General features: G+C 44.1%; 19 protein-coding genes and 1 tRNA gene. 17 read left to right on the top strand and 3 right to left on the bottom strand.

Annotated elements, in window-relative coordinates; all coding sequences use genetic code 11:
• Positions 1-135 precede the first annotated feature (135 nt).
• Positions 136-402, bottom strand: coding sequence for a hypothetical protein (locus AAV90_RS03795; RefSeq protein ID WP_046496066.1), 267 nt, complete (start codon positions 400-402; stop codon positions 136-138).
• A gap of 177 nt (positions 403-579) precedes the next feature.
• Between AAV90_RS03795 and AAV90_RS03790 the strand changes: the two genes are divergently transcribed.
• From AAV90_RS03790 to AAV90_RS03710, 17 genes are all read left to right on the top strand, one after another.
• Entirely contained in the window at positions 580-1311 is a 732-nt protein-coding gene (locus AAV90_RS03790; RefSeq protein ID WP_242847476.1) for a DUF1614 domain-containing protein, read from the top strand.
• On the top strand, positions 1304-2347 hold the full coding sequence (gene spoIIP / locus AAV90_RS03785; RefSeq protein WP_052729587.1) for a stage II sporulation protein P: 1044 nt from the start codon (positions 1304-1306) through the stop codon (positions 2345-2347). Before AAV90_RS03790 ends, spoIIP begins: the two co-directional genes overlap by 8 nt.
• Before the next feature lies 1 nt (position 2348).
• Positions 2349-3239 (top strand): YIEGIA family protein, encoded by an 891-nt coding sequence (locus AAV90_RS03780; RefSeq protein ID WP_046496062.1) that lies wholly within the window; start codon positions 2349-2351, stop codon positions 3237-3239.
• A gap of 4 nt (positions 3240-3243) precedes the next feature.
• Positions 3244-3441, top strand: a complete 198-nt coding sequence (locus tag AAV90_RS03775; RefSeq protein ID WP_046496060.1) for a capping complex subunit for YIEGIA — start codon at positions 3244-3246, stop codon at positions 3439-3441.
• Between the two features lie 22 nt (positions 3442-3463).
• Positions 3464-3931, top strand: coding sequence for a DUF3189 family protein (locus AAV90_RS03770; RefSeq protein ID WP_046496058.1), 468 nt, complete (start codon positions 3464-3466; stop codon positions 3929-3931).
• Between the two features lie 10 nt (positions 3932-3941).
• Entirely contained in the window at positions 3942-4364 is a 423-nt protein-coding gene (locus tag AAV90_RS03765) for a DUF3189 family protein (protein ID WP_046496056.1), read from the top strand.
• Positions 4365-4478: 114 nt separating this feature from the next.
• On the top strand, positions 4479-5780 hold the full coding sequence (locus tag AAV90_RS03760) for a DUF512 domain-containing protein (protein WP_198142809.1): 1302 nt from the start codon (positions 4479-4481) through the stop codon (positions 5778-5780).
• 228 nt (positions 5781-6008) lie between these two features.
• Positions 6009-7331 carry a ribosome biogenesis GTPase Der gene (gene der / locus AAV90_RS03755; protein ID WP_046496052.1) on the top strand — a complete coding sequence of 441 codons (1323 nt, stop codon included), beginning with the start codon at positions 6009-6011 and terminating at the stop codon, positions 7329-7331.
• 117 nt (positions 7332-7448) lie between these two features.
• The gene (gene plsY, locus AAV90_RS03750) at positions 7449-8039 is read left to right on the top strand and encodes a glycerol-3-phosphate 1-O-acyltransferase PlsY (RefSeq protein ID WP_046496050.1); all 591 of its coding nucleotides are present in this window, start codon (positions 7449-7451) and stop codon (positions 8037-8039) included.
• Between the two features lie 20 nt (positions 8040-8059).
• On the top strand, positions 8060-9091 hold the full coding sequence (locus AAV90_RS03745) for an NAD(P)H-dependent glycerol-3-phosphate dehydrogenase (protein WP_046496048.1): 1032 nt from the start codon (positions 8060-8062) through the stop codon (positions 9089-9091).
• A 205-nt stretch (positions 9092-9296) separates the two neighbouring features.
• Positions 9297-10775 (top strand): stage IV sporulation protein A, encoded by a 1479-nt coding sequence (spoIVA, locus tag AAV90_RS03740; RefSeq protein WP_046496047.1) that lies wholly within the window; start codon positions 9297-9299, stop codon positions 10773-10775.
• Between the two features lie 440 nt (positions 10776-11215).
• Entirely contained in the window at positions 11216-13237 is a 2022-nt protein-coding gene (locus AAV90_RS03735) for a monovalent cation:proton antiporter family protein (protein ID WP_046496045.1), read from the top strand.
• An 89-nt stretch (positions 13238-13326) separates the two neighbouring features.
• Positions 13327-13770 carry an ACT domain-containing protein gene (locus tag AAV90_RS03730; RefSeq protein ID WP_046496043.1) on the top strand — a complete coding sequence of 148 codons (444 nt, stop codon included), beginning with the start codon at positions 13327-13329 and terminating at the stop codon, positions 13768-13770.
• Positions 13771-13790: 20 nt separating this feature from the next.
• Entirely contained in the window at positions 13791-15086 is a 1296-nt protein-coding gene (locus tag AAV90_RS03725) for a homoserine dehydrogenase (RefSeq protein WP_046496040.1), read from the top strand.
• Positions 15079-15996, top strand: coding sequence for a homoserine kinase (thrB, locus tag AAV90_RS03720; RefSeq protein WP_052729585.1), 918 nt, complete (start codon positions 15079-15081; stop codon positions 15994-15996). Before AAV90_RS03725 ends, thrB begins: the two co-directional genes overlap by 8 nt.
• Before the next feature lie 117 nt (positions 15997-16113).
• On the top strand, positions 16114-17334 hold the full coding sequence (locus AAV90_RS03715) for an aspartate kinase (protein ID WP_046496038.1): 1221 nt from the start codon (positions 16114-16116) through the stop codon (positions 17332-17334).
• 94 nt (positions 17335-17428) lie between these two features.
• A tRNA-Pro gene (locus tag AAV90_RS03710) sits at positions 17429-17506 on the top strand.
• Between the two features lie 94 nt (positions 17507-17600).
• On the opposite strand, the gene AAV90_RS03705 is transcribed toward AAV90_RS03710, so the two are convergent.
• Together AAV90_RS03705 and AAV90_RS03695 are read right to left on the bottom strand one after the other, a co-directional pair.
• The gene (locus tag AAV90_RS03705; protein ID WP_046496036.1) at positions 17601-18551 is read right to left on the bottom strand and encodes a DegV family protein; all 951 of its coding nucleotides are present in this window, start codon (positions 18549-18551) and stop codon (positions 17601-17603) included.
• Positions 18552-19196: 645 nt separating this feature from the next.
• Positions 19197-19383 (bottom strand): ATP-binding protein (locus AAV90_RS03695; protein ID WP_046496032.1); only part of this gene is annotated, 187 nt, incomplete at its 5' end.

Genomic DNA, 19383 nt, shown 5'->3' with positions numbered 1-19383 from the left:
CAAAATAGTTAAGTTCTTAACTACTATTCCATCAGTGGCTGCGCTCTGTGCGCATGATTAGGATTTAGGATTTAATAGTTTGGCTGAGGCAGACAGCAGGTCAGGCTGTCTGCCTCAGTTTTTTCATTATTACTATCAGCAACTGGAGCCTTCGGCCAGGCTCAAGGATACGTATTCGGCTCGTACATCCTCAATACTGTTTAGTTCATTACAAAGTTTTTCAATTCGCGGCTTATCTCCGCAGATTTCCAGAAATACGAAACCACTGGCCTGGCTATCCTGGCTTAATTCACGATTTAAGCCTAATCTGGTTTTTATGATATCCCCATTGGCGGTTAGGATGCTCTGCACTTTTACTGCGCTTTCCACCCGGTGTCCTATCAAAATGAGCACTATATTCATTACTTTCCCTCCTTAATTAAATCCCATTTTTTGTTAAGTATAAGCCTTAAAAAACCATATATTCAAGAGGAAAAAAACATAATTGCGGGCGATGCTTGCTGCTGGTTGAGGTTGTGATTCTACATAAAATGCTAGGTTTAGGGAACAATAGTTTTAGCACCCAACATGAATTATACGATGAAAGGGATGAAAAAAGAAATGAGTAATTTTCCTGCAGGAATGATAGCCCTTGTCGTGATCTCAATCCTTATATATTTTGGAGTGGCCCAGCGGGTTTTAGACCGGATGAGGCTAACGGACAAGTCAGCCTTAGCGATAATTGCAGCTATAATCGTGGGGAGCTTTATTGATATTCCCCTGAGTCCTCGGATAACGATTAATCTGGGTGGATCAATAGCGGTTATCGTGGCACTTTATGTACTGTTAGGTGCCGGCACCAGGTTTGAAAAAATTCGAGCAATTATTGCAGCTGCAGTTACAACCTTGGTACTTTTTATTGCAGCCAGGTATTTGGGGGCTGAACCTGAGCAAATATTTATTGATCCGATCTATCTTTATCCTCTGATTGCCGGTATTGTCGGTTACCTGGCCGGACGTTCCAGGCGGGGTGCTTTTTTTGCGGCGGTAATGGGCGTATTTGCCTTAGATATCGGTCAATACTTTTATCTGGTACGTTCAGGGGTTAGAGGAGTAGTACATGTTGGCGGCGGAGGGGCTTTCGATTCGCTTATATTAGCCGGTATTTTGGCTGTGCTTTTAGCTGAGGTGATCGGAGAAAGCCTGGAACGCTTCCGCGGAGGACCGCAAACCGAAGGCAGACCGCCGGAGCTGCTTAATAGTCTGCGCGAACCTGAACCGGCCCATAAGCCTATCGAAAAAAAATCAGACGAGGGGGATGAAGATGCTTAGACGTTGTATGTTTTTATTGGTATTGGCGCTTTGTCTCCTGGGGCTGACCGGTACTGCAGTTGCCGAAACAGAAACACCAGAGGGAAAGCATTTCACCTTGGTTGATGAAAAAAACCGGGTTATTAACCAGACCGGCATTAAAATATATCCCGGTGATATTTATATTGCCGCTGACAATTCTCGGTATCGGGTTGTCGAGGTTATAGCCACCACGGCGCGTTGTGCTTACCAGGGCAAAGAAGCCATGCCCACTTTGGAGGAGGTCAGGAAGTCTTCATATCTGGGCAGGGAAGCCGTGCCGGTAGTTAATAAAAACCAAAAACCAACCATAGCAATTTATCATACCCACAGTGATGAATCCTATGTGCCTACCGATGGCAAGGAAAGTATCGATGGCAACGGCGGCATATATGATGTAGGGAAGGCACTTGCGGTTAAACTAAGAGCCAAGGGTTTCAATGTAATCCATAACTGGAACAATCATAATCCCCACGATATTAATGCCTATAGCCGCTCACGGAGAACCGCCAGCACACTCTTAAGAAAGATGCCGAATGCAATTATAGATGTTCATCGCGACTCCACTCCGCCAGGTGAATATCAGACCACCGTCAAAGGGCAGGATGTAACCAAGATAAAGCTGGTAGTAGGCAGATCGAATCCAAACAGCAAGACCAATTTGGAATTTGCCAAAAGGCTAAAGGTTGCCATGGACAATAAGACCCCCGGCCTTTCCGCGGGTATATTTATGGGAAAAGGTGATTACAATCAAGATTTAAGCCCCCGCGCCATGCTGGTAGAGGTGGGAGCTCATACCAATACCAAACCGGAAGCAGAAGAGGGAATTAAGCTGTTTGCAGAGGCACTGCCTTCCGTCTTGGGTGTGACCGGAACTCCTACGGGCGAACCGGCTCAGAAACCAATGCAGCAAAATAATCAGGGGGCAGGAACGGCAATTCTAATTATTGTAATAATTACAGCCGTGGTTATAGGCGGGTTTTTCCTGCTAAATAAAGGCCCATCCTCCAAAGAATAATATGCAAGATTACGGAGTAGTAATTTTAATTGGAGTTTTAACGGGTTTTGTGGATAGATGGGTAATGCTTAGAAATGATTACCGGAATTATCCAACTTATCCTCATGGGCACCTGACCCATTTAACTATGGGATTCATTGCCGCCGGATTAGGGGCGGTGGCGGTTCCTGCTCTGGCCAAACCGGATTATGTGGCTATAACATTTTTGGCCTTGGCAGCCCAGCATTTTCGTGAAATCCGCAACATGGAACGGGAAAGCCTGGGCAAGTTGGAAGAGACCAAAATAATTAAACGCGGCACGGATTATATAGAAGGTATCGCCAAGGTTTTTGAAGCTAGAAATTACCTGGTTATCCTGGCGGCTCTTTTAAGCAGCGGCGCAACTCAAATCTGGGGCTGGCCATATGGAATCGCGGTTGCTTTGGTGTGCATTTTACTATCCTTAAAATTAATGGCGGGAGCTAAGATGGGTGATATAGCTGATTTCAAACAGGGAAAGCTGCATTTTTCCGGCTCGCTGTTAATGGTGGAGGATGTTGTGATAATGAATGTCGGCCTTCCCGCTACCCGGGAGAAGATATTGGCTGAGGGTTTAGGTATAATAATTCATCCCCATGATGATAACGCCCGTTTGACAATCGATAGCCCTGGTCAGCGTATGGCCATGATTCATGATGTGGTTTCGATTCTGGGATCAAAAGTAGACATTTCTGAACCGGAATTGATGCCTATGGCTCGCAAACATGTTGACAAAGGATATTTGGCCTTCTTTATTGTGGCCAATGAACCGGATATTGAATCCGTCATTGCGGTTATCAAAAGGGTGCCGGTTTTAGAAACCTCTCAGGCTACTGTCCTGAGCAGCCTGGCAGGCAGAAAGGCGGCTGATTAGTAAAGTGGATAATAATATTGATAATGATACTATCGTGGCGGTGGTGGCGATGGATGAAGAAAAAGTCAGCAGCGGTGACAGCCCGGTTTTTCTGGCTAAAAATGCTGAAGAACAAGAGCGTCTCTGCCTGTTATTATCCCGTATAATGGGCGGGGTTGCGCATGATCTGGAAAATGGGGTCTACATTATTGTCAAGCATTGAGGCGAAAGGATTATAAAATAAAATGAAAATTATCTATCATTGTTACGGTGGTTCGCATTCTTCTGTTACGGCGGCAGCCTTGCATTTAGGCTGGCTTGATAAAGATAAGTTGCCGAACTATGAAGAATTAATGGCTCTGCCTTACTATGATAAAACCAATGATAGTGATTTTGGCAGCATACGTTTTATGGGCCGGGATGATATGGAAAATGAAATCTATGTTCTGGGCAAAAAAAGCCTGGGTAATAGATTTAATCATATACTGATGGGTGTGGCTAAAATAATTAACCAAGAGGATCAGCTTGTGGTGGTAAACGTCATGAAACATGTTAATTGGAGCATGAAAATTGGTGGTTTTACTTCCCGCCGAATAAATATTCCCTTGCTAGGACGGCCGGTGGTAATCTGGGGAACCCGAAAAGCCTTTGAACATATGACCAGACTTGTAGAAGCAACCCGCTTACGGGTTATTAACAGTAAACAAGTTTAGAGGTTTTTCCATGAATATACTTTTTATAGGTTCCAGCGGTGTGTATCAAACCGTCCTGGCGGCTAATCTGCATATGGATACCATACCCACGGATTATAAGCAACTGCCTTGTTTCGGTGATTATAATATGGAGCAGAGCGGCCAGCCGTTGTTTATGGGGATAGACAATTACGGCAACCGTATTTATGCCCTGGGAGTAGGTTCAGACGTAGGAATGGTACAAAAATGCCTGGAACAATTAGTAACCATTTTAGGAGCCAGTGCGGATGATCTGCTGGTAATACCGATTTTGATCCGATCCCAGGGTTCGATTTCATTTCTGCAACAGGTTTCCCGATGGCGTGCCTTAAGGCCTTTAAGCATTGCGTTGATAATTAAGTTATTAAAAAAGGACTTGCCATCGATACAGGCTCAACTTCCACAATTTACTTAAGTATAGGCTTCGACAGGGGATATCCCCTTTCGAAGCCTATTAAGGTTGCTTAAACCGCGGTTTTGATGGATAATGGGGAATGGATTTTTATATCTCCAGGGAGGAGAATTGAGGGTGACAGTTGAAATTAAAAACGTCAGGGCGAATAGTGTCGGGGCAGAAATGGAGATTGAGGCTGGGGATATATTGTTGTCCATCAATAATCAACCCATAAATGATATCCTGGATTATCAGTACTATGCCCAGGATGATTGCTTGCAGGTGGAAATAATGAAAAGCAATCAGGAGATCTGGTCTTTGGAAATTGAAAAGGATTATGATGAGGATCTGGGTCTGGAATTTGAGGGGATTGTTTTTGACCAAATGAAAGCCTGTAGCAACCGTTGTATTTTTTGTTTTGTAGATCAATTGCCGCGTAAGATGCGCAAGACCTTATATGTTAAAGATGATGATTATCGTTATTCGTTTCTGTATGGCAATTATATAACCTTGACCAATTTAAGTGAAGACGATTGGCGAAAAATTATTAAAATGCGCTTAAGCCCGCTTTATATTTCCGTACATTGCACCCAAGGGGAACTGCGCTCTCAAATGCTGCAAAACCCACGCGCCGCCGGAATCAAGGCTGATCTGGCCCGACTTAAAGAAGCCGGCATACAAGTACATACCCAGATCGTCCTTTGTCCGGGTGTAAATGATGGACAGGTACTAAATCAGACTATCACAGAGTTGGCCGAATATTATCCTGCGGTTCAGTCGGTAGGTATCGTTCCGGTGGGGCTAACCGGATACCGCGAGAAGTTGCCCGAATTAAAGCCGGTCAGCAGACAGCAGGCTAAGCAGCTTATTAAAACAATCGATCGATATCAGCAGAGATTCCGTCGCCAAACGGGACAGGGTTTTGTTTATCTGGCCGATGAGTTTTACCTGCGCGCCCAAATGGATCTGCCCCCGGATGAGTATTACGATGATTACTGCCAGCTTGAAAACGGTATAGGTTTATCCCGTTTGCTGTTGGAAGAATTTGAACAGATTATCCCCTCTTTGCCGTCTGCCATAGAAAAACGGGAAGTAATTATCATTACCGGTCTATCTGCGGCACCGGTACTGGAACTTATTCAGGCTCGTTTAAGCACGATATCCGGCCTTAATCTAAAACTACTGCCGGTTGAGAACCGCTTTTTTGGTGGTGCGATCAGTGTGGCGGGATTGTTGACCGGCAGAGATATTATTGATGCTCTAGGGCAAACTTATAAAGGCAATGTAGTATTAATCCCTGAGGTTTTACTGCGGGATGGCCAGGAAACCTTGCTGGATGATATTACGATACAAGACATAAGGGAGAGCAGCAGGGCTAAGATTGATGTCGTAGACGGCACAGCCGAAGATCTGATTAATAAAATCTTAGGCAGGTAATGACTCTGCATAGGATAAAATTTTAAAACCAGTGTCAGCCCTTGGGCATCAGGCCCGGTATCTAAAGAATCCAAACAAATCATCTTTTGTGTACTACTGATGTTTCCGGCACTCAAACCAAACAGGAACCGGTTTTGCGGTAAACTGCTCCTGCTGAGTGCGGGTCGCTAATAATGTTGCCGCACAGAGCTACCCGTGTCTATTTCTAATCTTGGTGGAGGAAATGCTATGTCAAAACCTGTGGTTGCAATTGTAGGCAGGCCCAATGTTGGCAAATCAACTCTTTTTAATCGTTTGGCAGGCAGACGTAAAGCGATTGTTGAGGATATGCCTGGGATTACCCGGGATCGTCTTTATGAAAGTGCCGAATGGTTGGGGCGTGAATTCATGATAATTGATACCGGCGGTATCCGTTTTGATGATGGCGAGCTATTTGCCCGGGAGGTAAAATGGCAGGCGCAATTGGCTATAGATGAAGCCGATGTGATCGTATTTGTGGTTGATACCAAAGATGGTGTTACCCATGAAGACGAACAGGTCGCATCTATCCTGCGCAAGAGCCAAAAACCGGTGGTATTGGCTGCCAACAAAGTAGAAAATTTCGATAAACAACTAGAGTTTTATGAGTTTTACAACCTGGGGTTGGGTGAACCTATCCCGGTATCAGCCATGCACGGCAGGAATACTAACGATCTGCTGGATGCGATTATTGCCCATTTTGCCCCCCAGTCTGCTTATCAGGAGGATGAAGATGCAATAAAAATAGCGATAGTAGGGCGGCCTAATGTGGGTAAATCGTCCTTGGTTAATTCCCTTTTAGGTGAAGAACGGGTTATTGTCAGCGATGTGCCCGGCACCACCCGGGATGCCATTGATACTCCTTTCAAGTTTGACGGCAATCAGTACATATTAATTGACACCGCGGGCATCAGAAAGAAATCGCGTATTAAGGAACCCGCGGAAAGGTACAGTGTGGTAAGATCATTAAAGAGTGTGGAACGGGCTGATGTTGTGATTATTATGCTGGATGCTACCGCCGGCGTAAATGAACAGGATCAAAGGATAGCCGGCTACGTTCATGAACAAGGAAAAGCCAATATTATAGTAGTCAACAAATGGGATCTGGTTGAAAAAGACGAGTATACCATGAACAAATTTGATAAAGAAATTCGGGAAGACTTGAAGTTTATTTCTTATAGCCCTATCCTCTATGTTTCCGCCTTGACCAAGAAGAGGATTTATAAGATATTGGAACTGGCTGATTTTGTAGCCGAACAACATCATCGGCGTATCAGTACTTCGGAGCTGAATAAGGTAATCAGTGAAGCTATGCTGCTTAATCCGCTTCCAGGAGGCGGAGGCCGCAGGTTAAAAATCTACTACTGCACCCAGGTTCGCACAGCACCCCCAACCTTTGTTTTATTTGCTAATAACCCGGAGCAGATACATTTTTCTTACCTGCGCTATTTGGAGAATACTCTGCGCAGCAATTTTGGATTTGAGGGAACCCCCATAAGCCTAATCCTGCGCAAGCGCGAGGCAAAAGATTAATAAATATTAATAGATAATAGGTACGGTTTACGCGAATTAACAGGATTTACAAGATTTCCGATCAGGTAGTAGCTGATGTGATTAACAAGGGGAGTATTACGCCGGGGAGGGAGTAATATGCAGACGGTTTTGCTGTTGATGGTATCGTATTTGGCAGGAGCCATTCCTTTTTCCTATATTTTTGCCCATTGGTTTTTGGATATTGATATACGGGAAGAAGGAAGCGGTAACGTTGGGTCTACCAATGTTTTAAGGACTGCCGGTAAACAGGTGGCGTTAGCTTCTTTTACAGGGGATGTGTTAAAAGGGATACTGGCAGCTTGGCTGGGTATGCATTTTGGCGGTGAATTACTGGCGGCTTTATGCTCAGTTGCGGCGGTGATAGGACATTGTTGGCCGGTGTATCTGGGATTTAAAGGCGGAAAAGGCGTGGCCACCTCTGCAGGGATAGTTTTGTATCTTTTTCCCCAGGGGGCGCTGATATCGCTGGTTATCTTTATTATTGTCGTGGCTATTAGCCGTTATGTATCTTTAGGTTCGATATTGGTTGCAGCCTTGCTTCCTTTTTGGATGGCGCTCTACCATAAACCTTTGGCCATTTTGGTAATGGGTGCCGTAATGGCTGGGCTGGTTATATTTAAGCACTGGGAAAATATAAAACGTCTCTTAAGCGGTTCCGAGATGAAGATTGGCAAAACGACTGAATGAAACAGGTATGGAGGATTATTGTGAAAAAGGTTTGTATATTGGGGGCTGGCAGTTGGGGTACGGCACTTGCTATTCACTTGGCTTTAAAACATTACCGGGTTACCCTGTGGGGAAGACCTGAAGATGACATTGATCAAATTAAAGAAAAGGGGGAAAACCAACATTTCCTTCCGGGAGTGAAGCTGCCTGATAGGGTTTATCCAGAAACCGATCTGCAAAAAGCCCTGAAAAATACCGATATGGTTGTATTAGCCGTGCCTTCCCAAGCGCTTCGGGATGTTCTGGGGTCTGTCCAGCCTTATCTAACAACGAACACCCGATTGGTAAATACCGCTAAAGGCCTGGAATTATCAAGTGGTTTACGTATGAGCCAGGTAGTTCAAGAAGTATTGGGAGCTGAATATTTACCCGGATATGCTGTTTTATCCGGCCCCAGCCACGCCGAAGAGGTTGGTCGTCAGATCCCTACGGCCGTGACGGTGGCAGCGTATAATAAAGAAACCGCTTTTTTAGTTCAGAATACCTTTATGTCCGGTAATTTCAGGGTATATACAAATCCGGATGTATCCGGTGTAGAACTGGGAGGTGCATTGAAGAACATCATTGCGCTGGCTACGGGAATTCTGTATGGCTTGGAATATGGAGATAACACTGCTGCCGCCCTTATGACTCGCGGTTTAGCAGAAATGACCAGAATGGGTGTGGCTATGGGCGGCGATCAACGTACCTTTTACGGGCTTAGTGGTATCGGAGATCTGGTGGTTACCTGTTCGAGTCAGCATTCCCGTAACCGGCGGGCCGGAGAAATGATCGGTCAGGGACAAACCCTTGAACAGACCATGCAAAATATTGGCATGGTTGTAGAAGGCGCCTATACCACCCGGGTGGTTCATCATTTGGCGACCAGGATGAATATAGATATGCCGATTACTACAGCTTGCTATAGGGTTTTATATGAAGGTCGGAATCCTCGTCATGAGGTAGAAAAACTAATGAAACGTCAGAAAAAACATGAGATGGAAGAGACCGTAACTCAGAATATAGATTGGTAAACTTCTAAGATCCTTTGGCTGACAGTTAAAAAGCTCAATTGGTAAAAAGTGTGATAAAAACCACACTTTTTTTCTTTTATGGTTATATTACCGATTCAATATAAATATATTTATACTGTTATAACCCGAGTGTCTGTTGAAAAGGGGTATCCACCAACGAAAAGGGTGCCTTTTAAGTCTATATCCGAGGGAGGGAAGATGAGAAGTGGAAGAAAACACTATTTTAAATGATATCGCTGAAAGAACCGGAGGCGATATCTACTTGGGAGTAGTAGGCCCGGTAAGAACAGGCAAATCGACGTTTATTAAAAGGTTCATGGAACTGATGGTCTTACCCAATATAAAAGACATCTATGAACGTGAACGCGCCAAAGATGAACTGCCTCAAAGTGGTGCCGGCAGAACCATTACTACTACGGAACCCAAATTTGTACCCAATGAAGCCGTTGAAATCAACACTAAAAATGGTCTGTCTTTAAAAGTCAGACTGGTTGATTGTGTTGGATATGCTGTAGATGGTGCTTTGGGCTACGAAGAAGAAGACGAACCGCGCATGGTAAGAACTCCCTGGTTTGACTATGAGGTGCCTTTTGAAGAAGCGGCCGAAATAGGAACCAGGAAGGTTATTGCCGACCATTCCACGATTGGAATCGTAATGGTAACAGATGGCAGCATAAGTGATATACCCAGGGAAAATTATGTGGAAACCGAGGAACGGGTAATAAGTGAATTAAAGGAACTGCACAAACCGTTCATAATTCTCTTAAACTCAACTCATCCATATGATAAAGATACCCTGGAGCTGGCTGAGGAGTTAACAGGAAAATATGATGTAACCGTGGTTCCGGTAGATAGTGCCAATATGACCATCGAACAGATTTATAGTATTTTGGAGGAAGTATTATACGAGTTCCCAGTGCAGGAGGTAAATATCAGTTTGCCAATGTGGATAGAAGAGCTTGATGAAGACTTCTGGCTGCGGGATGAAATGGAAACCGCTATTCGAGATGTTTTAAGCGGTATTAAAAAAGTAAGGGATATTGATGGCGCGATTGAAAAGCTATCCGATGTCGAGAACATCAGTTATGTAAGCCTGGAAGAAATGGATCTGGGAACTGGTGTGGCGGCAATTGAGGTTGCGGTGCCCGAGCACCTTTTCTATCAGTCTTTAAGTGAGGTAAGCGGTTTTGAGGTGGAGGGCAATCACCATATCATGCGGCTGATGAAAGATCTAAGCGTTGCCAAAAAAGAGTTTGATAAAGTATCCTCGGCGCTGGATGAGGTAAAGGAATCAGGTTATGGGGTAGTTACACCTCGCCTGGAAGAAATGATTCTGGAAGAACCAGAACTAATCAAACAAGGCAGTCGTTTTGGGGTCAAGCTAAAAGCCAAAGCCCCGTCCCTGCATATCATTCGAGCCGATATTACAACCGAGATTACACCCATTATAGGTACTGAAAAACAATGCGAAGAATTAGTTCGCTATATGCTGGACGAATTTGAGGAAGATCCCACCAAGATATGGGAATCAAACATATTTGGCAAGTCCCTGCATGATTTAGTACGGGAGGGGATACAGAACAAATTGCATCGTATGCCGGAAAACGCCCAGCATAAGTTGCAGGATACTCTGCAAAGGATTGTGAATGAAGGCAACGGAGGCTTGATCTGTATCATAATTTAGTACGGAAATAAAAATAATTAGATACTGATTTACACCGATTTTTCTTTATTGGCTATCTGCGTAATCGGTGCATATGCTCAAAAACCTGCCCTTTGAACGGATGTTTTGAAAAAACTAGCCGGCGGAATTGAATTTCCCGCCCGCAGGGTTTTAAAAAATGCTTCTTTCGCTCCGTAACATGGAGCGGCAATTATCAGACATGTTATGGTTAGAGTGCCCCGGCATTCAATAATGAGTACCGGGGCATTATTAATTTAAGCGTTTTACCCACCTTATTCGTTTTTTATTTAGCACCTGGTATTCAGGCCTGCCCAAAATCCTTCTTCTTCATGACAAATCGGCATGTTATAATAAAAAAATCAATTACTTAAAGTAAAATATTACCATGCGGTTAATGGATTTAATGTTAATACAGGATATTTTTATGGGGGTTTTATTATTTGACTGAGGCATCGGTTATTTTTAATATTGCGGTTATTTTTATTGCGGCATTAATCGGGGGATTAATTGCTGAGACTCTAAGGCAGTCCCCCTTGATAGGATATATATTGGGGGGTATACTGGCTGGGCCCTATGTTAGCGGAGCTATTAACGAACTAGAAATTGTGCAGGGATTTGCTGATATCGGGGTGATTCTGCTGATGTTCACTCTGGGGATAGAATTTTCCCTGACACAATTGTCCCGAGTTAAAAAAGTAGCGGTAGGCGGTGGCTTGCTGCAGATTGCCTTGCTGGTTTTAATAGTTGTGGTATTAGGACAACAGATGGGGCTTAGTGTCTATCAATCCTTATTTTTAGGTTGTGCTTTATCCATCAGCAGCACCATGATCGTATTGCGGGTTTTAGGAGACCAGGGGGAGCTAAGTTCAGTCTATGGACAGATCATGATCGGCATCCTGATTGTGCAGGATCTGGCGGTGGTGCTGATGGTGTCGGTGCTGCCGCGTTTGCACCAGTTTAGTTATCAGGAAATACCGCATCTGCTGGCTACCCTTTCTATTGCCGCTTTGCTGATTCTAATGATTCTGCTTCTGGCTCCCCGGATTATACCTATGCTATTGGAGAAGGCTGCCCAGGGAAGTAATAACGACATTTTCTTGTTGTTGGCCTTAAGCCTGGGGCTGGGTGTAGCTTTGCTGGCTCAGGCCGTGGGTCTGTCTGTATCCCTGGGGGCTTTTCTGGCTGGTTTAATCATTACCGAATCTGATTATGCCCACGAAATGCTGGGCAAAATTGTGTCACTAAGGGATGCTTTCGTAATCCTATTTTTTGTATCGGTAGGGATGATGGTTAACCCCCAGACCTTGTTTCAAAACTGGTCACTTCTTATAATGGCCCTCGTGATCATAATTCCCCTTAAATTCTGCGTATTTTTTATCATCATGCGATTGTTTGGCTATCAAACCCGGATTGCTTTTTATGTGGGCATGGGCATGATGCAGACCGGTGAATTTTCTTTTGTTATGGCCAAAATAGGCTTGGATAAACAACTGATAGCTCCTACGCTTTATAATGTCATTCTGGCCAGTACTTTAATATCTATATTGCTAACCCCCCTATTTTTTAAGGTAGCACCGGGGTTATATAAAAAGCTGCAAAAGATACGCTGGCTGGCGGCAATATTTAAAGACCCGGAGATTGATTTGCAGGGTTATACCGAAAAAGAGTTAAGTGGCCATGTAATCGTTTGCGGTTATGGCCGGGCGGGCTATCAGGTGGGAAATGCCCTGCAGCAATTGCAGGTACCCTATATGGTTATTGAATATGACCATACCGCCATATCCAAGCTTAAAGCGCAGCAAATCCCATATATCTATGGAGATGCTGCCAATGAACTGGTTTTAAAACATGCCTTTCCTGAACAGGCCAGTTTGGCTATCCTGGCTCTACCTGATATTTACACCAACCAGCAGGTTATTCGTGGCTTAAAAAAATACAACCAGGACATAAAAATACTGGGCCGGGCCCAGAATTACTGGGAAAAGAAAACCCTGTATGAGGCAGGTGCTTGGGAGGTAATTCAACCGGAAGAAGAAGCCGGGTTGCAGATGGTACGTCATATGATTCTGCATTTGCATCTGGATCCGGAGAGTGTAGTTGATTACTTGGAAAACCTGTATTTCAAGGATTACCATGAAATCATGCACCATCAGGTTCCGTTCAATAAGGATAAAGAACCCTTGAAAATCAGAAGTTATAAGCTGCATGAAAGCCCTTTAAGCGGGAGTAAATTACGGGATAGCGGTATCCGAGAAGCCAGCGGGTGTTCAGTTGTGACTATCAAGAAAAATGATGGAGAAGTGATAATTAACCCCCACAGTAACGAATGTATCAGTAATGGGGATACCCTTATCGTTATGGGCAGCAATGCGCAGCTGAACGCATTTGCCAGCTTCATTTTGCCTAGGACTAACACTTCGCCATACCAAGCCTTTAAACCGGTGGTTGACCAGGGTTCTTAAATAGTATTGCTACATAAAGTCCCAAGTGATATAATGTCCGTACTGCATGGATAAATATCCGCCTTACATGGACGAAAGTGAGAGCAGCTATGAAATCCAATAAGAAGTTTTACATGGTCAGAGAAGATATGTTGCCAAATTCAATTGTCAAGACGGCTATGGTCAAAGAGATGCTGGCCGGCGGGGAAGCAGATAGTATAAATGAAGCCGTTGACCGCTTGCAGATGGCCCGCAGTACCTACTATAAATATAAAGACGGGGTATTCCCCTTTTTTAATGCTGAAAATATGAATATTATCAATATCTCGCTCTTGCTGCGTAACGTTTCCGGGGTACTCTCGTCTGTTTTAAACTGTATTGCTAATCTTCAAGGTAATGTTTTAACCATTAATCAAAACCTGCCTTTGCATGGTGTTGCATATGTGACGCTTTCTATGAGTATGGAAGATATATTAGTACCGGTGGATGATATTTTGGACAAGCTGCAAGATATCGATGGAGTAATCAACGTTGAATTAATTGGCAAAAGTTAGTTAAGAGGAGGCTACGCATTATGATTAATATTGGGTTACTGGGCTGCGGCACAGTCGGTTCCGGGGTGGTTAAAATTTTAGAAAAAAATAAAACGGACATTGCAAAAAAAACCGGCTCGGAAATTAGAATACGCCAGGTGCTGGAAAAAGACCCGGATAAATGTTATAAAATAGGTTTGCAGTCAGATCAGGTGACCAGCCATTTTGAAAATATCATAAATGACGACGCGATTGATATTGTGGTTGAGTTAATCGGCGGCATCGAACCTGCCTGCAGTTTTATCATCGAAGCCATGAAAAAAGGCAAGCATGTAGTAACTGCCAATAAAGACCTGATTGCAGTCAAAGGACAGGAGCTGTTTGCTACGGCTGAGGAAAATAACGTGGATTTCTACTTTGAAGCCAGTGTTGCCGGAGGCATCCCTATTATTTATCCGCTCAAGCAATCCCTGGCAGCCAATCAGATCCAGGAGGTTATCGGGATCTTAAACGGAACCACCAATTATATTCTTAGCAAAATGACCCGGGAAGGCCGGGATTATGAGGAAGTTCTGCGTGAAGCCCAGGAGCTGGGTTATGCTGAATCAGATCCCGGGGCTGATGTAGAGGGCCTTGATGCGGCTCGTAAAATTGCCATATTATCTTCCATTGCCTTCAACAGCCGGGTGACTTTGGATGATGTTTATGTTGAAGGAATAACTGCCATTACTTTGCGGGACATTCAGTATGCCAAGGAACTGGGTTATGTGGTCAAGCTTTTGGCGATTGCCAAGGAAGTCGAGGGCAAAATACAAGCGCGGGTTCACCCAGCCTTTATCCCTCTAAGTCATCCACTGGCTTTTGTAAATGATGTCTATAACGCCGTCTTTGTAAACGGTGACGCCGTTGGGGAAATCATGCATTACGGACGGGGAGCTGGTGAGATGCCTACTGCCAGCGCAGTAGCCGGGGATATTATTGAAATCGGCCGTAATATGCACTATCACAGCAATGCTCGGATCGGCTGCACCTGTTTTAAAGAAAAAGGGATTTTAAATATCAGCGAACTCAATGCCAAATACTATATCCGTATGACCGTGAAAGATCGTCCCGGAGTACTAGCCGGTATCGCCGGAGTTTTCGGTAACAATAATGTGAGCATCGCCCAGGTTCTGCAAAAGACTAACAACCAGGAGATGGCAGAATTGATTATGATAACACATACGGTGCGCGAAAAGGACTTGCAGGACGCACTCACCGTGCTTAAAGGTATGAGTATAGTTTTTGCAGTAAACAATGTCATTCGTCTGGAAGGGATCGATCGGGATAATGGTTAAAATCAGAGTGCCGGCCACCACTGCGAATCTGGGCCCAGGCCTGGATACGCTGGGTATGGCCTTATCATTATATCTTACCGTAGAAATGACTTTTTCCGGACAGGGGACAACTATAGAATTTACCGGATACGGGCGAGATGAATTAATGGAAAAACCTGAACAAAACCTGGTTTATAAAGCAGCTTGCCTGGTTATGCAGCAGGCTGGTCTTTATGAGCGAGGACTGAAACTGCATATTCATAATGAAATACCGGTTGGTAAAGGATTGGGAAGCAGTGCCAGTGCTATCGTAGCCGGCATTTATGCCGCCAACCGCCTGCTAAAGAAACCTTTTGCCGAGGAGCAACTGCTCAGTTGGGCGGTTAAAATGGAAGGTCATGCCGACAATATTGTTCCGGCCGTTGTGGGGGGCCTGGCTATCGTAATGCAACGGGATGAAGACGTTTTTTATCAGCAATTAGAGGTACCTTCCGAATTGAAAACGGTGCTGGCCGTACCAGAATTCGTACTGGCTACTACTCAATCTCGTTCGGTATTGCCAACCCAGATAAGCCTGGCTAATACGGTAAGCAGCCTGCAGAGGGCCTGCTTTTTGATTGCCAGCCTGGTTAACGCTGATTACAGCCAATTGGCAGCAGCCATGCATGATCCTGTTTTTCTGGCCGAGCGCAAAAACCTGATTCCCGGCTTTGATAGGGTGTTGGCCAATGCCCTTAAGGCAGGAGCTCTAGGCGCCGCCTTAAGCGGAGCTGGCCCTTCCGTTATTGCTCTGACTCTTGACAAAACGGATAAGATAGGCGAAGCTATGCAAGAATCTTTTGCTGCCGCCGGTATCAGCAGTGAAATTTTCATTTTGCGCCCCAGCGAAAACGGGATTAAATACCTGGATGAAGATGGGATAGCGGAATAAATTTTTTAAAATAAGCGCCCACCATATTTTAAAGTTAGTTTTATAAGTGAACCTGTCAATTTTATTTTTATTTGTGAATATATTAGTTTAATATACGTTTTTTAGGGAGTGAAAAAATTGTCTTTATTAGTTTCCAAATTCGGCGGCAGCTCAGTTGCTTCCATAGAAAAGATCACCAATGTGGCACTAAGAATCAAGGCGATGAAGGATCAGGGAAATGATTTGGTTATCGTCATATCAGCTATGGGTGATACAACTGACGAACTGGTGGAGTTAGCCTTAAAGACCGGTGAACGCAACAATCCTCGGGAAATGGATATGCTGCTGTCAACCGGGGAGCAGCAATCAGCAGCACTACTGGCGCTTACCTTAAATGCCCTGCAGTGCCCAGCCGTTTCCCTGACTGGATGGCAGGCCGGTATCAAAACCGATGGTATCCACAGCAAGGCTCGGATCAGCGGGATTGAGCCGGACAGAATCCAAAGTGAGATAGAGCAGGACAACGTGGTTGTAATCGCTGGCTTTCAAGGTCTTTCTCCCGAGGGTAACATTACCACCCTGGGCAGAGGCGGATCAGATACCAGCGCAGTAGCTCTGGCCGCCAGTTTAGGCGCAGAGCGCTGCCTGATATTCACCGATGTAAATGGGGTGTATACAGCTGACCCCCGAATTGTTAAAGAAGCCAGCAAACTCAAACAGATCTCCTATGAAGAAATGTTGGAAATGGCCAGCCTGGGCGCAGGTGTATTGCAGCCGCGGGCAGCCGAGTTTGCTATGTTATATAATGTGGATATCGAAGTGATCAGCAGTTTTAATAATGAACCGGGAACTATTATTACGGAGGTTGGCAAAATGGAAAAACACAGAATCGTTAGCGGGATAGCCCATGATATTAACGTTGCTAAAATAGCATTATTCGATGTACCGGATCAGCCCGGTATTGCGATGACCGTATTTAAACTGCTGGCAGATAATAAAATTAATGTGGATATGATTATTCAGGGTGGGGTACGTTCCAATCGTAATGATATTGCCTTTACCATAGAAGGAGATGAGTTAAACCGGGCTTTGCCGCTGGTAAATAAAGTGGTAGAAAAAATAGGGGCATCCGGCATGTCATACGGCAAAGACGTGGCCAAAATATCCATAGTAGGCGCCGGTATGCAGAGCAACCCCGGAGTAGCTGCGGCCATGTTTGAAGCCCTGGCCGAAGCCAATATTAATATCCATATGATCAGTACCTCGGAAATCAAAGTCTCCTGCATTGTTGATGAGATAGACATAAATAAAGCTGTGCAGGTATTACACAGTAAATTCCACCTTGATGCAATAGACTAATATCTTGCTGGGATGTGCTTTTTCGACAGGAAGCATTTTCACCGCCCAAAAAGCTTGACTAAAAAGTCCTTCTGTTATAGAATATTCCTTGCGTCGGGGTGTAGCTCAGTTTGGTATGAGCGCTACGTTGGGGACGTAGAGGCCGCTGGTTCAAGTCCAGTCACTCCGACCATTTAAAAAGTGCCGAAAAGATGGGATTTTAACTTCCCGTCTTTTTTGTTTTCAGGACGCTCCCGCCAAGGGGACGCTTCTTGCGGCTGGTTAATTTATTTGAGATGGATCTTGTCTAATAGTTCATTTTTCTTTTCTCGTAGTTCATTAAGCTCATTCATAATGAAACTGTCAGTCTTAAGATCCTTTTCCACAAAGAACATGGAAAGGCCGCCTAATCCTACATGAGTACCTACAGCTATACCCATTTGCATGATAAATACTTCGCCTGCGAAATTGCTTTCTCGAATAAGTTTGTGTTTAAGATTTTCCGCATAAGTTAAATCGGAACTATATCCAATTATTATAAAATCTGTTATTTCGGGGTCATGGCGCTTAATGAATTCCCTTACGTAATGTTCCAAAACCCTTTTTCGTCCCTTTTCTTTGGCTACAATTGCTCCCCGGGAATTTTTCATTGTCATTATGGGTCTAATATTTAGTATTTTGCCGATAAAGGTACTGGCGTTGGACAGTCGACCGCTGCGGCGGAGATGTTCCAGATCATCTACTGACAGAAAATGTTTAACACGGGTTTTATAGCGCTCATTAAATTCAATCAATTGTTCAAAAGTAGATCCCTGTTCCTTTAAACGGGCGCTTTTAAGGGTTAGCCAGCCGCTGCCATGACTCATGCACTTGGAGTCAACTATATGAATCTGCACATTTGCTTGAGGATGCTCTTCGTAGAAGTAACTCTGCGCGATTACCGCTGATTGATAAGCTCCGCTGGTGCCGCTGGACATACATATACATAGTATTTGGTTATGACCATCCAGAACCGCCTGGTTAAAAATATTCAGATATTCATTTGGACTGGACATGGAAGTAATAGGAGGTTCGGGCAAATCTTCGATAATATTAAAAAAATCATTGGCCGTCATATCAATTTTGTCTCTATAGGTATGGCCGTCAATAATAATAGTAGCTAAGGCCATGCCGATATCGTATTTTTCGATCACATCCAGGGGTAAATCGCAGGTGGAGTCAGCTATTATTTTTATCATAATTAACCTCCAAGTAAAGCAATATAAGATTCAAAACTATAATGACTAAATCTAGTATATGCTATTTTAGATTTTTCGACATTTTTTTATTAGATCTAAAAAATAGATAATGAAGAATGGTACTGGTAGAAATCTGAAGAATACGGTATGAACTTGTAAAAAGCAGCTGAGGTGACTGCCAAACCCGAGGAAGAAAATCAACACCCAGAAGAGTGCAGCCCGTAGTATCACGCCACCATTTGCCTGGTTGTGGCCTGCGCTGGGGAAGGTGGGGCAAGGAAATATTTTACAAATATAAGTTAAATTGGTTGTACTTTACATATTTGTATATTATCATTTGATTATAGACGGAAAGGGGGAGGTCTATGGGAAAAGTATTTAGTCTAATAAACGGACCGTAAGTATATGTGGTTTTATTGGTTAGACTGATGAAGCCCGGATGGGGGTTCTGTGCCAAGAATTGCTGGTCGGTCTGGATAATGATAAAAGCTATCCCACCCGAAGTATGGTTGCTTTGCGTATAGATTTGATAATACCATAAAATCATCTCAGCTCCTGCCAGTGAATCAAATAATTCATTTACTCCTGCAGCAATTGTAACCGTCAAGTAGTTTTGAACAAAAAACGTTAAATAATTTTGGACACCTAATTGTTACCAAAAATGGTTTGACGATGCTTCAGACGATAGCTGTCGCCAGTTAGATGAATAACCTCGCTTTTGTGGATTAAACGATCCAAAATAGCGGTTGTAATGGCCGGATCACCCAGAATATCACCCCATTCTTCCGGGCCTTTGTTGGATGTGATGATAATGGAGGTCTGCCCGTAAAGC

The sequence above is a fragment of the Syntrophomonas zehnderi OL-4 genome, assembly GCF_000983115.1.
GTDB lineage: Bacteria > Bacillota > Syntrophomonadia > Syntrophomonadales > Syntrophomonadaceae > Syntrophomonas_B > Syntrophomonas_B zehnderi.
The sequence above is the reverse complement of the archived record's forward strand: the minus strand, read 5'-3'. Positions and strand labels throughout refer to the sequence as shown.

Coding starts and splice junctions, on each gene's coding strand:
- AAV90_RS03725 (WP_046496040.1), top strand. CDS start 13,791: ATGATTAATATTGGGTTACTGGGCTGCGGCACAGTCGGTTCCGGGGTG.
- AAV90_RS03795 (WP_046496066.1), bottom strand. CDS start 402: ATGAATATAGTGCTCATTTTGATAGGACACCGGGTGGAAAGCGCAGTA.
- der (WP_046496052.1), top strand. CDS start 6,009: ATGTCAAAACCTGTGGTTGCAATTGTAGGCAGGCCCAATGTTGGCAAA.
- AAV90_RS03790 (WP_242847476.1), top strand. CDS start 580: ATGAAAGGGATGAAAAAAGAAATGAGTAATTTTCCTGCAGGAATGATA.
- thrB (WP_052729585.1), top strand. CDS start 15,079: ATGGTTAAAATCAGAGTGCCGGCCACCACTGCGAATCTGGGCCCAGGC.
- AAV90_RS03730 (WP_046496043.1), top strand. CDS start 13,327: ATGAAATCCAATAAGAAGTTTTACATGGTCAGAGAAGATATGTTGCCA.
- spoIIP (WP_052729587.1), top strand. CDS start 1,304: ATGCTTAGACGTTGTATGTTTTTATTGGTATTGGCGCTTTGTCTCCTG.
- AAV90_RS03705 (WP_046496036.1), bottom strand. CDS start 18,551: ATGATAAAAATAATAGCTGACTCCACCTGCGATTTACCCCTGGATGTG.
- AAV90_RS03765 (WP_046496056.1), top strand. CDS start 3,942: ATGAATATACTTTTTATAGGTTCCAGCGGTGTGTATCAAACCGTCCTG.
- AAV90_RS03780 (WP_046496062.1), top strand. CDS start 2,349: ATGCAAGATTACGGAGTAGTAATTTTAATTGGAGTTTTAACGGGTTTT.
- plsY (WP_046496050.1), top strand. CDS start 7,449: ATGCAGACGGTTTTGCTGTTGATGGTATCGTATTTGGCAGGAGCCATT.
- AAV90_RS03770 (WP_046496058.1), top strand. CDS start 3,464: ATGAAAATTATCTATCATTGTTACGGTGGTTCGCATTCTTCTGTTACG.